Origin of the sequence: Methylobacter sp., from assembly GCF_036845245.1 — a bacterium.
In the GTDB taxonomy this organism is placed as follows: Bacteria; Pseudomonadota; Gammaproteobacteria; order Methylococcales; family Methylomonadaceae; genus Methylobacter_A.
In genome coordinates this window covers 1-17095 of sequence record NZ_DAIUEH010000020.1, presented here as the reverse complement: position 1 = coordinate 17095, position 17095 = coordinate 1, and the positions used below count along the sequence as shown (strand labels likewise).

Below are 17095 nucleotides of genomic sequence, written 5' to 3'. Positions count from 1 at the left end.
AGCCATGAGCACTCCAATCAACGGGCAAAAAATCGCCAATCAGCTCGCCGCCCGCCTCTCGCTCCGCAGCCCGCAACGCGAATCGCTGGATATTCTGGTTGACTTACTGGAACAGTTAAACTTAAGCCAAGACCCGGATTTGCAGCATTGGTTGTCGGTGATTGGGCAGCAACATCCGTCAGTTAAAGATTTTGAGCGCACTTTCCCTTCGCTTTGTTTCGCGCTGGCAACCGGGGTCGGCAAGACGCGGCTAATGGGCGCAATGATTGCTTGGCTTTATCTGACCGGGCGTAGTCGCCATTTTTTGGTGCTGGCTCCTAACCTGACCATTTACGAGAAGCTTAAGCAGGATTTCACTCTGGGCAATCCGAAATATGTTTTTGCCGGTATTCCTGAAATTTCACAAACTCCACCGGTCATTATTACCGGCGAAGATTACGAAAGCGGGCGCGGTGTAAGACTGGATTATGCGGTACCGATGACGCTTACCGCCGATCTGTTCGCTTATGAAAGTGCGCCGCATATCAATATCTTCAATATCGCCAAAATTAATGCCCGCGATACCAAAAAAGGCGCCGTCAAATCTTCAGTTGCCAAAGTGCGCCGATTGCAGGAGTACATTGGCGACTCTTATTTCGATTATCTGGCTGAGTTACCGGATTTGGTCGTCTTAATGGACGAGGCGCACCGCTATTATGCCAGCGCCGGTGCTAAAGCCATTAACGATCTTAAACCGGTGCTGGGCATTGAACTGACAGCAACGCCTAAAACGACCGGCGCCAAACCGCGCGATTTTGCCAACATAATTTATCATTATCCGTTAGCCAGTGCGTTGAATGACGGCTTTGTCAAAATACCGGCGGTTGCAACGCGCAAGGATTTTCGTGCCGATCAGTACAGTTCTAAGGAGCTGGAAAAGATAAAACTGGAAGACGGTATCCATCATCATGAATACGTGAAAGTAGAGTTGCAGGCTTATGCCAGCACGCACCAAGCAAAGCTGGTCAAGCCTTTTATGCTGGTGGTGGCGCAGGATACCAGTCATGCCGGAGCCATCAAAACACTGATTGAAACCGAGCTATTTGAGGGACGTTATCAGGGTAAAGTCATTGAGGTTCATTCAAATCAATCAGGCGAGGAGTCGGACGAAGCTATGCAGCGCTTGCTGGCCGTGGAGCATGATGAAAATACTGAGATTGTGATTCATGTCAACAAGCTGAAAGAAGGCTGGGACGTGACCAATCTTTACACCATTGTGCCGTTGCGTGCTTCAGCCTCGGAGATTCTGACCGAACAAACCATAGGCCGCGGTCTGCGCTTGCCTTATGGAAAGCGTACCGGTGTTGAAGCGGTTGATCGGCTTACCATTATCGCGCATGACCGTTTTCAGGAAATTGTCGACCGCGCCAATGATGCAGAGTCGATTATCCAAAAAACGATTTTTATCGGTGGTGACGATGCCGATATACCTGACAAAAAACCGCAGATAATCACTGCGCCATCTTGTTTGGATATGCTCACTACCGGCAAAATGGCGACGCAGGATGATCGCGACATCGGAGCAGACCTACGAGGTTTTAAAAATCTCGTAGGTCTTGGTAATGAACAACGAATCAAAGTTGCTGAAATCGTCTTAAAGGTGGTCGAAGAACAAGCCGCCAAATTGGCGTCAAGCAAAGAGCTGAGCAAGGAAGACGTTCAAGCCTCTGTTGTACGTCGCGTTCAGCAAGTTGTGCGAGACAATCCGCCGATGCAGAGCCAACTAGACCTACGAGGTTTTGAAAACCTCGTAGGTCTTCCAATTTCCGATGAGGAGGTTGCCGATATTGTTTACGCAGTCACCGGAAAATTGATTGAACTGACACTGGATGTGCCGAAAATTGTGGTGTTGCCGACCCGCGAGGTTAATTACGGGTTTCAGGATTTTGATTTGCAACGACTGGAAAAAGTAAACTTCCAGCCGGTCAGCCAGGAAATTCTGTTGCAACATTTGGACAATAACCAAACAACCAGTATCCATTGGGCAGGGCAGGATGCACATGAAGAACAGTTGGATAACTATTTGGTGCGGTATCTGTGGGACAAGGATGAAATTGATTACGATGAACATGCCGAGTTGTTATACAAGCTGACCGGTCAATTGATTACTCATTTGCGCTCATATTTAAGTAACGAGAGCCAAGTCGAAAACATCTTGATCTACTGGCAAAAACAGTTGGGCGAATTTATTTGGGCTCAAATGCGTGAACACCAATGGACGACACCGACTGACTACATCGGCAAGGTCATTCAAGGCTTCGATGTACTTAAACCTGCAACCTTTACGCTTGCTGCCGGTGAGCAACCGCGTGACTTTCGCGCACCTATTACGGACAAACGTGCAATACGCCAGATGGTATTCAAGGGCTTTGGCAAATGTTGTTACCCTTATCAGAAGTTTGATTCAGTTGAAGGGGAATGGCGATTGGCGCAACTGCTGGAGGACGATGGGGACGTGCTTAAATGGATGAAACCGGCATCGGGACAATTTCGTATCGAATATCAGAACGGCCAAAACTATGAACCGGATTTTGTGGTGGAATGTGCTGCTTACTATTTGCTTATTGAGCCAAAGCGCGCCGATCAAATTGATACTGCTGAAGTTCAGCTAAAAGCCCGCGCCGCTAGTCGCTGGTGTGGATATGCTAATGAGCACGCTAAAAATAACGACAATAAGCTATGGTTTTATTTGCTTGTTCCTCATGATGCAATTATGTTGGGGAGAACGCTTTCTAGCTTTAAATCCGAGCATTCATGGACATAACTCCAACGTTTAGTAATCAGCTGTCCAAGCACAAATGAGCTAATGCGGTAAATAAAGCTTGTTATAATGGACGCCATTAAAATAACGAGATAAACCACTGAGTTAGTCCGGCATTTGCAGTTGCTTGTAATGCCCGTGCTCAACTGATTTTATTTTTCTTGATAATTCTGGTTCAAAAAGGAGACGTTGGTTTTGGCAACAACACAGCAGGACATTACGAGTTCGATGACTTCATCGGAAAAACGCGCCACTTGGTCTTTGGCCGGCATTTATGCTTTGCGGATGCTGGGGCTATTTATGATTTTGCCGGTGTTATCTTTATTCGCCGAACAGCTGGAAGGCTCAACGCCTGCGCTGATCGGTCTGGCGATGAGCATTTACGGCTTACCGCAGGTGCTGTTGCAAATTCCTTTCGGTTTGTTATCTGACCGCTTCGGCCGTAAAAAAATCATTATTATCGGCTTGGTGATGTTTTTTATCGGCAGCGTGATTGCGGCACTGTCAACGACTATTTACGGGGTTTTGATCGGCAGGGCATTTCAGGGCGCCGGTGCGGTTTCGGCCGTTATCATGGCCTTGGTGGCTGATTTGACTCAGGAAGTTCATCGTACCAAAGCCATGGCGATTATCGGGATCAGCATCGGCGGATCGTTTGGCCTTGGCATCATCGCCGGGCCTATAATTTCAGGATTCGGCGGCGTACAGAGTGTTTTTGGGGTAACGGCGGTACTCACCCTGCTGGCTATTTTGGCGATTATTTATATCGTTCCGAATCCCCAGCAATCCAAATTGCATCGGGATGCGGAGTTCGTTCCGAAAGAATCCATGCAGGTGCTGAAAAATCCGGATTTGTTGCGCCTGAATTACGGTATTTTTACCTTGCACCTGGTTTTAATGGCTATTTTTGTCGTGGTGCCTTCATTGATGAGGAATGCCGGATTAGCGGCAGGTCATGAATGGCAGGTTTACTTGCCGGTTTTCGTTATTTCGATGGCTTTTGCGGTGCCGTTCGTCATTCTGGCCGAAAAGAAACGCAAAATGAAACAGGTGTTCCTAGGCGCAATTGCAGTTGTGATGACTGCCGAACTGGGATTATCGGCAGTTCATCAAAACCTAGTCGGGATTATCGGTTTCTTGTGGCTGTTTTTTTGTGGCTTTAACCTGTTGGAAGCGACACTGCCTTCTTTAATATCGAAGACCGCGCCTGCCGATTTGAAAGGCACGGCGATGGGTGCTTACTCAAGCTCGCAGTTCATGGGGCTGTTTATGGGCGGACTGGTCGGCGGCTGGTTTAACGGGAAATTCGGAGTCACGGCAGTGTTTTTATTCTGCGCCGCTGCTGCATTCAGCTGGTTGGTGGTGTCCTTATGGATGAAACCTCCCCGCTATGTCGCAAACCTGCTTATTTCACTGGAAAAACTCAATGAACAAGGCGCAAACGAATTTGTTGCCGAAATGCTTAAAATCAGCGGGGTGGAAGACATCAACCTGCATTATGAAGAGGGTTTGGTTTATCTTAAGGTTGATAACCAAAAACTTGATAAAGACCAATTACAAGGTTTGATCACTCAGTACGTCAATGCATAATCGCGTAAATGATGAGGAGAAATAGATGCTTAATAAAGTAATGTTAATAGGAAGATTGGGCGCTGACCCTGAGGTTCGTTACATGCCGAGCGGCGGCGCCGTTACGACATTGAGCCTCGCAACTTCCAGGCGCTGGAAAGACAAGCAAACCGGCGAACGCCGCGAAGAAACCGAATGGCATCGAGTGGTAATGTTCAATCGCTTGGCTGAAATCGCCGGTGAATATTTGAAGAAGGGCAGTCAGGCGTATATTGAAGGCCATATTCGTACGCGGAAATGGCAAGCTCAAGACGGTCAGGATCGCTACACCACTGAAATCGTTGCAGACTCGATGAACATGTTGGACAGCCGTAGCGGCGGCACTTCCGAGTTTGGCGGCGAGCAGCCTCAGGGCGGCGGATATTCCAAGCCTGCCGGCCAGTCTCAGCAACCGGCACCGCAAAGCAGTTCCGGTTCCATGCCGCCACCGCCAAATTATGACGACTTCGATGATGATATCCCGTTCTAGAGGACACCTTGTAGCTATTATGTAAAGAATATAATTAAGCTTCTGTTATAAGAGGCTTTTTTATGGAAATAGAAAAAAATTTGTAAAGTTTATATTTGATCTTTTCAGGATATGTAATACCTCGTAATTTTTGTAAATTTTATTAGTACTTGTGGGTTCGTAAAATATTTGTCTTGTATGGAATAAGGTGGGACGAACTGAGATTGAAGAATTACAAGAGGAACAAAGATTTTTTGATTTGGATCGGACAAAAATGAATTTTGCACATTATTTTTAGAAATATTTAATTTAGCACGATATTTGCCAATAACCTAAAGTGGTCAAATTGAGCTCTAGTACTCAGTCAATTTTATAATGTCGGGTATAGCTTCTTCAATTTCACCCGCGCATGCTCATTAGTAAATCGCCATTCCATGGGACGCCCGCTCGCATTTCTATGTTTTTGCCACGTTGCGATTTCAGTTTTTAATTCGTCTTGGTCTGGAATGCGTCGATCCAGACATTGCCTAGATAAAATGCTTAATTCGATTTCTGCCATGTTCAGCCAACTGCCGTGCTTTGGCGTGTAGTGGATGTCCAGTTTATCTAATAATCTCCGCGCTTCCTCAGGCGGAAAAGCCTTATAAAGTGATGCGCCGGTATGGGTATTTAAGTTGTCCATTACTAATGAAATACGCTCCGCACGAGGATGTATGACATCGACCAAGTGCCGTATTTGCTGCGCCCAGTCTATCGCCGTTCGTTGATTTGTCACCGCGACATGCCGCCTTCCTTCTAGCGGTTCAAAAAACATGAATAGAGAGCTAACGCCATTGCGTTCATATTCCGTATCGTATTTTTCCACCGATCCAGGTTTGGCCGGTATCGGCTGACGTGTTTCTTTGAGGTGCTGCTTGCTACTTTCATCCATACAGATCAAGGGATGCGTTTCATCATACGATCGTTGATAAACCTCCAGTATGTTTTCCATGGCGCAGACAAATTCAGCATTCGCTTTAGCCGGAATACACCATTCTTTATTCTGCCAAGGCTTTAACTCATTTTTTTTAACGCCTGACGAATCGTTTCGTGGGCTACGCTTTCAACGTACCCCAGTTCCACCATGCGTTGTCCAAGCAGGCGTAAGGTCCAGCGACTACGGCCCTCAGGCGCATCACCACACAGTAAAGCGACCAGATGGGCTTCGTTTTCACCGTCAATCTTTCGCTTTCTGGCCCGAACCGGAGCCGCCCGATTTAATGCGGACTCTAAACCTTCCCGAACCAAGCGTTCTCTGACGCGCTCAACGGTGCGTGTTGAAAGGCCAAAGGTTTCGCCGATTTGTTTATCCTGCCATTTTTCACCTAATTCACCGAGGTCCGCTTTCAGCAATATTTCCGCATGAAGTCTTTTATGCGCAGCCACTTTGCCCTTATGAATTAAACTCTTCAAATAGGTAGGTTCATCTTCCGTTAGACGCACCAGGTATTTCTTTGCCAACTGTCAGTCTCATTTAATATACAAACTGGCTATATGAGGACAAACACCCGACATATCAAGAATGACTGAGTACTAGCTTTATGCTATTGAAAGCACAATAGCATACTTTCAGAAACGCTTGCCGGCCCAGACGACGCGACCTATGATGGCGTGGTCTTCAGTATTGAAATCGTCGATGGTGAAGGCTTCATAAGCTGGGTTATCAGAAATCACCTTGAGTTTGCGCCCCATTAAGCGTTGGATGCGCTTGATAAGCAGGCCACTGCTCAGTTTAAGACAGTAAATACCGTCCTCTATTATATTAGTGGGAGAACAATCAATCATGACCACATCCCGCTTGTGCAAGGTGGGTTCCATAGAATCACCTATGACATGAATCAAGCAGCAATTTTCCGGGCTTAAGCCAATTTCAGTCCGAAACCAGCTTTGTTTAAAAGCTAATCTATCAATGATTTGCTCATTGTCATTAAGCAAGCCGTGTCCGGTGCTAGCATATACATCATATAAAGGTATATAACAAAAATCATCAATATCAGGAGAAGAAGAGACAGCCACAGTCTCGCCTTTCCACATCGAGCCTTTGCCCGATGCCAGCCATTCCAAAGACACGCCCATTATGTCAGCGATAACCATTAATCGTTTGCGCGATGGATCACTTTCGCCATTCCGCCACTTTCGTACTACAGATTCAGAAACTTCGCACTTTCGAGCGAGCTCTGAATTACCACCAGCAATATCTATCAACTGCGTGATGCGCACTGCAAACAAATCGGAATCCAGTTCAGAAATCAACATGTCAACTCCGAACTAACCTCAAACTTTGGGCAATAAAAATATTTAATATCGCACTTTTGTAATATCATGATTTATTTATATAAATTAAAATTAACAACGCCATTTAACGGATTATTATACGAATATCGGACTTATTTTCACTTTAGTGCTTTATTATGTCACGTTCGTGCGATACAATTTTGCACATGGACACGTTGAACACCTTAAAAAATCCTGAACTGAATGCTGACTCTCTGCCGACATCATGGCCGCTTTGCGCAAGGCCGGATAGAGTTTGCGAAAGCTACCCAAAATCAAGGGCTGGCGTTCGGCACTCTAAAAGCAGCAATCAAAGTGCTATACCCAAACGGCTAATTTCTGACGCGCTAGGCATCACAAGTCCTACGAAATATGATCAAGCCGCTACGGCGACAATAGACTGCCTAATAGAGGGACTCCAGCCCCACTATCTGATTGGACAGTCTAGCTAGTTTAACAAACCCTTACAATGTAAAAAGTTAACAATGAATTAAATATGAGAATTGTCAAAGATACGCAACCGTTAGAGTAATTTACCCGTGTTAAGCGTTATAAAAACATTTGTTATGGAGTCTGGGGAGCGATATTGTATGTTAGTGAATAATAGTTCCGGTTTGCCGTTGTTCTATCCCAACTTATTCATTACTACTCAAGTGCGTAATAGATCGTTGTCTTACTCGACGATGGAAGCAACTTTAAGTGGGATTTCAGTTCTGTTACGGTACATGGAAGAGCGTGGTGAGAGCCTTGAAGAACGCTTTCAAAAGGTTGCGTTATTTAAGGAACATGAGCTTGATGCCATCAGAGATTTTTGTCAGATCAAATTCCGCTCTCAATCTAATGAAAACAGTAACGGAATGTTTAATCTTTCAGAGTTGCGGGAGTTTGATGAGAAGGTTAGCTCTCAAACCGAGTACGTAAGACTTACGATTGTCGCTCAATACACTAAGTGGTTAGCTGAGCAATTTATCGCTAATAGCAAGGATAAGTTAACAGTATTTCAAATCGGTAAAATAGAGAAAGGAATCAAAGCCAGAAGACCCGTAAAAAAGAACCGTAATGCGGAGCAGCATGAGAAAGGTTTGGATGATGAACAACTTGACTTGCTTTTTGAGATACTCAGGCCTGACTCACCTCTTAATCCTTTTGCAGATAAGTCGGTCAGAATCAGAAACCGACTGATCATTTTTATGCTTTATCACCTTGGTTTACGGGGCGGTGAACTCTTAAATATTCGAATTCGCGATATCGACTTCGGTAAAAATCAGTTAATTGTCGCCAGGAGGGCGGACGAAAAAGATGATCCTAGAACCTACCAGCCTTTGGTGAAAACACTGGATCGACGCCTCCCCATGAACGAATCATTGGTACAGGAAATACATCACTATGTCCTTAGTGTTAGAAAAAAAATCCCAAATTCGAAGAAGAATGATTTTCTGTTTGTGACGCATAAATCGGGGCGAACACAAGGTCAGCCACTTTCAAAATCAGGTTATAAAAAAATACTCGAGGTTGTCCGAAAAGCATCTCCATCATTGTTCAATCTGGCTGGACACCAATTACGTCACACCTGGAACGAAAAGTTTTCCGATCGAATGAATACTATGGATAAGCCTATAAGCCCAGAAGAACAAGAAAAAATGCGCTCATATCTAATGGGCTGGAAGGAAGGATCTGGAACCGCAGCGCACTATAACAAACGTTTTGTGAAAAAGAAGGCTAATGAAGCGGCGTTGAAACTACAGGAAGGAATGATTCGAGTGCCGAAAGGGGGTAAGCAATGAAAAGTAAAGATAAAAATCGAATTATTATGATCAGACAAGAATCCCTATCCAAAGCAGGCTATTTGTTTCATCCAAATAATGAATACTGGCAGTTAGACAAAAACACTAAGATCCCAGTAGGATCTGTTTATCGCTTGCTAGATGATCTCATAGCGGAAAACTATCTTAATGTATTAGTTTATTACGCGTCCAATCTGTCAGCCTCACATACAAGAAATATTAATGAACGTTTTTTACACATGCTCAAAACTACCGGTGTATCAATTATTACTGATAGCGCATTAATTAACTACAGAGCTGCACTTACAAAAAATACTGAGTGGTATTTGGGCACGATTCGTGGCTTTCTTAAGAAGTGGCATGAGCTTGGGTATGCAGGGATATCTGATAACGTCATCGATTTACTCGATGGCTGGACCATCAAAGGAAACATTAAAGGGGACGTCATAAAGAGGCTTGATCCTGTCAGTGGCCCTCTGAGTGACATTGAGCTTCAAGCATTTAATGAGGGCGCTGTACAGGCCTACGAAAAGAATGCCATATCTTTTACAGATATGGCATTAGGTTTGTCAATTAGTAATACTGGTCGACGCCCAATTCAGATATCTCATTTGCGATTAAAAGATGTTCTGAAGGGATCAAATAAAAAAGATGAATCAATCTACTTGCTGAATATGCCACGGGCCAAACAGCGAGCTACGGAATTTCGAGGCCAGTTTAAGCAATTTGCCATTACGCAAGAACTTTGGTCGATCCTGAGTGCACAAGCAGTGCATGCAGCTCAGTCTGTGGAGAAGGTGATTGGTTTTAAATTGCAGGAAATGGATCGATTGGAATTACCGCTGTTTCCGGATCTGGATGCGAGTTCAAAAATTAAATCGCCACAAAAGCTAAGGGATGCCCTGAAGACTGATCTATTACATATTCAGTCAGTGAAGATTTCAGAAACTTGTAAGTTCATAGCTGACGTGGCAGAAATACATTCTGAGCGTACAGGACAATTACTGAATATCTCATCCAATAGATTTCGCTATACGATAGGAACTCGAGCTGCAAGAGAAGGATTTGGAGAAATGGTTATTGCAGAATTGCTTGATCATTCAGATACACAAAACGCCGGCGTTTATATCAAAAATATACCTGAACATGTTGAGAAACTGGATCAGGCGGTTGGGCATTACCTTGCACCTTATGCGCAAGCTTTTGCGGGTGTGCTTGTGGACTCAGAATCACATGCTAAACGGGGTAATGATCTCAATAGCCGAGTTAAGGTGGATGGGGATGGTATAGGAACTTGTGGCAATTATGGGGTTTGCGGGGCAAATGTTCCAATTCCCTGTTATACGTGCATGCACTTCCAGCCGTGGCTGGATGGTCAGCATGAAATCGTTTACAACGAATTGATCGCAGAAAGGGAAAGGCTGTTTGGGGATATGCAAATAGCTGCTGTCAATGACCGTACCATTTTTGCCGTTGCTGACGTAATACAGCGATGTGCTACGCGTAGGGAAGAGTTAGCAAATGGCTGATATATTTAACTTTATACCAAAATATGAAAAAGATGCGGAAGGCAATTTATTGGATTTTATTAGCAAGTGCAAGACGGAACTTACTGTTTTTGGTGATGACTTGAATTGGGAAGCGTGGAAGTGGCCTAAAGCTGGACACTTTACCAAGTTTGGCGTTAACTCACGCACCAACGATGACACTAAAAAGCTGGATGACCATTTTATTGATTTTGCGAAGGCCTATTTTCGATATCAGCAAGGGCAAGAGCCAACTGGAACTAAAAATGAGCTGAAAGCGTTAAGGACGATTGAGGGCGCATTACTACAAAGCGGCGTCCCGGCAGGCATTCATAACCTTTCTATACCAATTTTGGATAATGCTGCACAGCTCACAAGAGACAACTATTCAAAAAAGGCTGCTTATCATGGTGGAAAGGAGTTAGAACGACTCGCCAAATTTGTTACTTCGAAAAAACTGATTGCAACGGATCTGAGCGGGTGGATAAGTCCTATACCAAATTCGAAGGATGGGAATCAAACAGGTAAAAAGGCCAAAGAACGGCGAGAAAAAAAGATGCCTTCAGAAGAAGCAGTAATGGCGCTGGCCGAAATTTTCGCTATTAATCCAACAAAACCTAAAGACATTTTTACATCTTCGACATTCGCAATGACGATGGGTGCGCCGTCTCGTATTTCTGAGGTGTTGGATCTGCCAGTGGATTGCGAGATAGAACAATTTGATTCTAAAGGTGTATTGCGCTATGGGTGGCGTTTCTACTCAGCAAAGGGCTTTGAGGGTGATATAAAATGGATTCCAACAGAAATGGTAGGTATTGCTAAGGAAGCGATCAAACGTCTAACGCAATTAACCGATGAATCGAGAAAGCTTGCAAAATGGATCGAAACGAATCCGGGTAAATTCTATCGGCATGAGAGTTGCCCTAAGGTAGGCAATGATCAACAACTTACAATGAAAGAAGCTTGTCAAGCATTAGGCTTAGCCAATGGCATAAAAAAACGATGTATAGCTTCATTACTCAACTGTGGCCTTGAGCAGAAAGATGGCATACATACTCTCGACAGTCTTTGGAAATATGTACTATCAAGGCAACCAAAGAATTTTCCCTGGTTGAATCGGGCGAAAAATATTAAGTACAGTAATGCGTTGTTCTGTATGCAAAGAAATATAATTCATGATCAACGTGGCATTAGTCCAGTAATTCTTTGGGTGCCCCGCACAAATACTTTTAACAATGACTTGTCACCGAGAAACAGCCTAAAATCAGACACACATCAGAGTATATTTGACAGATATGATTATCGTGGAGCAGATGGAAACCGAATTACGCTGAAATCTCATCAGGCGCGTCACTTGCTTGATACTATTGCACAACGTGGTGGACTGTCGCAGTTAGAAATTGCCAAATGGGCGGGGCGAGCTGACCAAAAGCAGAATCGTACCTATAATCATATGAGCGAGTATGAGATGGTGGCCAAAGCAGAGGCATTGGATACATCGTTAACGCTGTTCGGGTCTTCAGGTGAAATCGATAAGCACTTGCCAATCACCATCCAGGAATTCAATACCTTGGAAAAAGGTGCTGTTCATGTAACAGAGTTCGGCGTGTGTGTTCATGATTACACCATGACTCCTTGTGAAAAGTACAGGGACTGTCTAAATTGCCATGAGCAGGTATGCATAAAGGGCGAGACTGAAAAGCTTATAAAAATCAAAGCACGATTGAGTATAGTTGAACAACAATTTCAGGCTGCGGAAAATGCTATTAGTGATGGATCGGCAGGAGCAGATCGGTGGTACGAATATCATAAAAATACTAAGGAGCGTCTACTGGAGCTAGTCTCGATTTTGGAAAATCCAGGATTAGAGGATGGGGCTCAGATTAAACTGTGCAATGACAAATCATTCAGCCCGCTACGTAGGGCCATTGAGTCCAAGCGTTCAATGAATGGACCGGGGCATTCTGAAGATACGAAGCTCTTGGATGATATGGCAAAACTTTTGGGAGGCGGACTTGGCTAAGCACTTAACTCAGGCTGATGTAGAAGCAATTCTCAGTATCATTTATGCTTGGAAGGACCAAAAACTAACATGGGAAGGTATATGCGATGCATCTGCATCAGTTATAGGAAAAAAACCGACTCGGCAGTCTTTAAATGCAAATAAACTTATAAAGGAGGTTTACAAGTCAAAGAAGTTGACCCTTAAAGCTCATGGGCCAGTTACACCCAAGCCTAGTAGTTTAACTATGGCTGGGGATCGTATTGCAAGACTGCAAAGCGAAATAGAAAACCTGAAGCGTAAAAACTCAATATTATTAGAGCAGTTTGTTATATGGCAATACAATGCCTATAAACGTGGTATTAAGGAACATCAATTGAATGAGCCTCTGCCACGTATTGATCGTGAAAGAACCGAATAATAAGAGTATTAAGAAGTTAGTTTATTTACAAAACTGGCAAAGTTTGCATGCCGTTTAACAATTACAGGCGTCATACTGTTTGGTAGTTGCGCATGACACATCCATCGACCAGAGAACATACGACTCGTTCAAGTAAGTACAAATAAAGATCGATGATACTGAAGGTAAAATAAGTGCTCATCGGCAATCCAGCGTAGACATAAACCAGAATTCAAACCAAGAGAATCACGTTGATCCTGGCTTAAACGTGGCGATAGGATTGAAGTGGCTACACTAAACCGGACACACAATCTAAAATAATCTGAAATTAGAGAGTGTGTCAAAAATGGATCAAGAAAAACAAAATATAAAAATTTATAGCGCCGAATTTAGGGAATCCTCGGTCAAGCTGGCCCTGGAATCAGAAAAGGCAATTGCCCAGACCGCCAGAGATTTAGGGGTTAACGCCAATACGCTACATACCTGGATCAACAAATATAGCCAGCCAAAAGAACCCAACAAAACAGTTCGAACCGATGAGCATCTTTACGAAGAATTGAAGCAAACAGCGGCTGAAAAAAACGATGTCGAACTCACTGAAGTGATCAAGGCCTTGTTCAAAAAGAGCCGAAGAAACTATGGGACGCGCCGACTTAAGGAAGCCTTAATCAATAAGGAGCGGCAGGTCAGCCGCCGGCGTATTGGCCGGTTAATGGAGGCGGCAGGTTTGGCTTGTAAAACCAAGCGCAAATTCAAAGCCACGACGAATTCTAAGCATAACCAACCGATAGCGCCTAATCATCTGGATCGTCAGTTCACAATGAAACGACCCAATCAGGCTTATGTCGGTGACATCACTTATGTCCATACCCAGGTAGGCTGGTTATATTTAGCGGTGGTGATTGATCTTTTCTCCCGGCAAGTCGTGGGCTGGTCGATGGCCGACCATATGCGAACCCAATTGGTCAATGATGCCTTATTGATGGCCCTATGGAAACGCAAACCCGATAAAGGTTTATGGTGGCATACGGATCGAGGCAGCCAATATGCGTCGGAAAGTCATCGGGCCTTGTTAACGCAGTATGGAATTCAACAGAGCATGAGTCGGAAAGGAAATTGTTGGGATAACGGTGTGCCACGAAGGCGAATAGAAGGAATAATTCCTTCTTGCAGCTATGCTGCGTAAGAGATGAGGGTTGGCCGCTCGAAGTCTGGTTACAGGACTCGGCTTCAAACCACCACGAGCTGCAGTGATTAAAAGTCAGGGTAGTGAGCGTCGTTGGAAAAGGCATGGTTTAAGTGTCAGGTGAGAATCAAGAAGATGAACGAAAGTGGACAGTCGATGACATGTCGAAAAGCAATTCAACCAACGTCAAAATCGAGTAGAGTTATTGACTCGGGACAAATCCAGACAGTGCCTGTTTATGGGCTGGGTGGCGTTCGGTGTAGAGGCTGCATGATCTTGGTTCAGGCTCTTATGTGTGTCAATCACCATCCAAAAGTTTCCACCCATCAACATCGAAATTTTTCCAGGTTGACGCGTAGGGTTATTACTTTTCAATCGCCTTTTTCCGCTGTTTAAATCGATAGGAATCATTGCCGGTTTCGAGAATATCGCAGTGATGTTTTCTCATACAGTTGGCTGATCAGATGAAACAGCAAAGCGCCACCGGACTCAGGGAATGGTAGATAGCCGAGTTCATCAAGGATAACAGCATCGATCAGTATCAACTGCTTGGCTAAGTTTCCCGCCTTACCCAATTGCTTTTCCTTGTCCAGTTGATTGACCAGATCGACCGCGTTGTAGAAGCGAATGCGTTTTCCTTGATGGATAGCCGATACGGCCAAAGCGGTCGCTAAATGGGTTTTTCCGGTGCCCGTACCACCGACCAAAATTAGGTTATGCGCCTGATCCATAAAGCTGGCTGTCGCCAGTTGTTCAATACGGGATTGCTCCAACGGTGTTTCGCTCCAGTCAAAATGGATTAAGTCGCGATGATGAGGAAAGCGTGCGGCTTTGAGTTGATAATTTAAGCTACGCGCTTGACGATCCGCCTGTTCGGCGATAATCAACCGATCGAGCCAGACTTCGGGCATTACGGGTTTTTGTTGTGCAGAAGACTCCGCACGCCACTCGCTCCAAGCTGCGGCCATGCCGTAGAGATGCAGTGCTTTAAGCTGAGCATGACGATCAATGTTCATGTCGCAGACTCCGTAGGCGGTCATAACGGCTGCAATCGGCCATCGGTTCAAGTTGCAGGGTCGGCATCGATAGCTTAATGTTCTCCAAGGCTTTTGGACGTGCCGTTTCGGTTAAGCGCCGCATCTCGTTCAGCACCACGGCAGCGGCGACTACACCGGTTTGTAAGGTCAGGTCACACGCCACTTCCAAGGTGTCCAGGCCGCCATCTCCCAAGGTTCTGGCCATTAACAGTAGTTCAACAAAAGCTCGATCACCTTTGTCTTGCTTGAGAACCCGATCTCGAACCACACGAATAGAAACAGGCAACTCCCATTGTTGAAACGGCGCACCATGCCTTAAGGCTCCCGGCTTTTTCTCCAATACCGGTAGATAATGCCAAGGATCACAGATCAGTTGATCGCGACCCAAGCGGCGTGGGTGTTCGGCAACAATCTGACTGTCGGCAACGATCCGTAGCCGATCCGCCGTCACCCGTACAGAAACCACACGATTTGCCCACTCGGCAGGCACACTGTAACGGTTGTGATCAACCCTGATCAGGCACGTGCTTGAAACTCTCAGGGTTTTCTCCACATAGCCATCAAATACGGCGCTCACTGCTTTCAGCAGTGGTTGTTCTTCGGCAAAGCACTCAGCGATAGTACGGGTAGTTTGTTGAGGATGCCTTCGGCCAGCCAGCTCCAAACAGCGTATCGCCAGCCAGTCATTCAGCGCGGCAAAGTTTTCAAATTTGGCGATGGGGGTAAACAACCACTCGCGGATATTGCCGACTTGGTTTTCCACTTGGCCTTTTTCCCAGCCTGACTCGGGGGTGCAGGCGACAGGTTCAAACAGATAATGATTGGCCAAGGTTAAAAAACGGCGATTAAATCGACGCTCCTTGCCGACAAAAATGGCATCGACTACCGTTTTCAAGTTGTCGTAGACCATCCGTTTGGGAACGCCACCAAAAAATGCAAAGGCCCGGACATGGGCATCCAACACCATTTCCTGAGTTTCGCGCGGATAGGCGGCAACAAACATCTGCCGACTGTAAGTCAGCCGAAAATGAGCAACCTTGATGGTTTGCGACACGCCGCCTAGCACTACGACCTCATGGCTCCAATCAAACTGGCAAGTCTCTCCGGCGGGGAAAGCCAGCGGCACAAAGACTGGTGTCATGGCGGGACGGTGGCCAGCTTGCTGTTTCCAGCTCAGCACAAACCGTTGCACGGGACCATACGAGCCTTGATAACCTTCGACCTGCAGGCATTCAAACAACCGTTGTGCCGTCCGACGTTGGCGTTTCGGCAGTTTTGCATCAAGTTCCAGCCAATCGATTAATTGCGCTTGAAACTCGCCTAACTTGGGCGTGGGTTGATGCTGACGCTGATAATTTGGTTCCGCTTCAGCTTTTAACGCTTTGCGAACCGTAGGGCGAGAAAGTTTAAGACTGCGAGCAATTGAGCTAATGCTCTCGCCGCTCACAAAATGACGCCGTCTGATTTCGGCTACAAATTCCATCGATAACACCCAGGGTGACTCCGGTAAAAATACCGGATGATTGCACACTATCGGGGTGGCAACTTTTCAATGTTGATTTCCCCGATTCCCTGGTAAGTTTTGCATGGTGATTAACAGTTATAGCCATCTGGCGAGTGTTTCTCATAGCCTATGTGGCTATCCATTTCGGCATTCAGTGAGGCTTCCACTGTAATCTTTAACAGTTCTCGACGCAGTTTGGCCAAGTCGCTGGGGGATTTCAAGCCTCGCCCTAATTCTTGCATGGCTGAAATCAATTTTGGGTCTTTAATCAGGTCGCTCATTTTCTCCCCTTATGTCGCCGTATTGTACGGCTCTGAAAATAAACAGTTACACGAATTTATTTACCCCTCACTCAAAATTAAACTATCAATCCCCGCTGGAATTTGAACGGGAATTTTATAAGAAGACTGCTTAGTGCGTGTTTTAAAAGTGACAAAAACAGCTAAAATGCAAAAATAAGCATTTC

Annotated in this window: 11 protein-coding genes and 2 pseudogenes; 8 read left to right on the top strand and 5 right to left on the bottom strand. The window is 45.3% G+C overall.

Features of this window, described 5'->3' with window-relative positions:
- The first annotated feature begins 4 nt into the window (after nt 1-4).
- The 3 genes from V7051_RS10325 (at nt 5) to V7051_RS10315 (ending at nt 4898) form a co-directional block, all read left to right on the top strand.
- Nucleotides 5-2803, top strand: coding sequence for a DEAD/DEAH box helicase (locus tag V7051_RS10325; protein ID WP_333874933.1), 2799 nt, complete (start codon nt 5-7; stop codon nt 2801-2803).
- Nucleotides 2804-3028: 225 nt separating this feature from the next.
- Nucleotides 3029-4390: an MFS transporter gene (locus V7051_RS10320; protein ID WP_333874944.1), complete on the top strand. Its 1362-nt coding sequence runs from the start codon at nt 3029-3031 to the stop codon at nt 4388-4390.
- A gap of 25 nt (nt 4391-4415) precedes the next feature.
- Complete coding sequence (locus V7051_RS10315; protein ID WP_333874934.1) at nt 4416-4898, top strand: single-stranded DNA-binding protein; 483 nt, start codon at nt 4416-4418, stop codon at nt 4896-4898.
- A 349-nt stretch (nt 4899-5247) separates the two neighbouring features.
- Here the strand turns inward: V7051_RS10315 and V7051_RS10310 are convergent.
- Together V7051_RS10310 and V7051_RS10305 are read right to left on the bottom strand one after the other, a co-directional pair.
- A protein-coding gene (locus V7051_RS10310; protein ID WP_333874935.1) for an IS630 family transposase occupies nt 5248-6377 on the bottom strand; the annotation gives its coding sequence in 2 pieces (ribosomal slippage) (nt 5248-5951 and nt 5951-6377; 1131 coding nt in all).
- Between the two features lie 108 nt (nt 6378-6485).
- Nucleotides 6486-7172, bottom strand: a complete 687-nt coding sequence (locus tag V7051_RS10305; protein ID WP_333874936.1) for a LexA family transcriptional regulator — start codon at nt 7170-7172, stop codon at nt 6486-6488.
- A 608-nt stretch (nt 7173-7780) separates the two neighbouring features.
- On the opposite strand from V7051_RS10305, the gene V7051_RS10300 reads away from it, so the two are divergent.
- From V7051_RS10300 to V7051_RS10275, 5 genes and pseudogenes are all read left to right on the top strand, one after another.
- Nucleotides 7781-8974 (top strand): tyrosine-type recombinase/integrase, encoded by a 1194-nt coding sequence (locus V7051_RS10300; RefSeq protein ID WP_333874937.1) that lies wholly within the window; start codon nt 7781-7783, stop codon nt 8972-8974.
- Nucleotides 8971-10503 (top strand): site-specific integrase, encoded by a 1533-nt coding sequence (locus tag V7051_RS10295; RefSeq protein WP_333874938.1) that lies wholly within the window; start codon nt 8971-8973, stop codon nt 10501-10503. The genes V7051_RS10300 and V7051_RS10295 overlap by 4 nt, the downstream gene beginning before the upstream one ends.
- Nucleotides 10496-12523 (top strand): hypothetical protein, encoded by a 2028-nt coding sequence (locus tag V7051_RS10290; protein ID WP_333874939.1) that lies wholly within the window; start codon nt 10496-10498, stop codon nt 12521-12523. The genes V7051_RS10295 and V7051_RS10290 overlap by 8 nt, the downstream gene beginning before the upstream one ends.
- Entirely contained in the window at nt 12516-12923 is a 408-nt protein-coding gene (locus V7051_RS10285; protein ID WP_333874940.1) for a hypothetical protein, read from the top strand. The genes V7051_RS10290 and V7051_RS10285 overlap by 8 nt, the downstream gene beginning before the upstream one ends.
- Nucleotides 12924-13248: 325 nt before the next feature.
- Nucleotides 13249-14037, top strand: a pseudogene (locus V7051_RS10275) (IS3 family transposase); the annotation flags it as partial.
- Nucleotides 14038-14495: 458 nt separating this feature from the next.
- On the opposite strand, the gene V7051_RS10270 reads toward V7051_RS10275, so the two are convergent.
- From V7051_RS10270 to V7051_RS10260, 3 genes and pseudogenes are all read right to left on the bottom strand, one after another.
- On the bottom strand, nt 14496-15104 hold the full coding sequence (locus V7051_RS10270; RefSeq protein ID WP_333874941.1) for an ATP-binding protein: 609 nt from the start codon (nt 15102-15104) through the stop codon (nt 14496-14498).
- A complete protein-coding gene (gene istA, locus V7051_RS10265) occupies nt 15094-16617 on the bottom strand; it encodes an IS21 family transposase (RefSeq protein WP_333874942.1) in 1524 nt (507 codons plus the stop codon). The genes V7051_RS10270 and istA overlap by 11 nt, the downstream gene beginning before the upstream one ends.
- Nucleotides 16618-16724: 107 nt before the next feature.
- Nucleotides 16725-16910: pseudogene (locus V7051_RS10260) on the bottom strand (IS256 family transposase); the annotation flags it as partial.
- Nucleotides 16911-17095 lie beyond the last annotated feature (185 nt).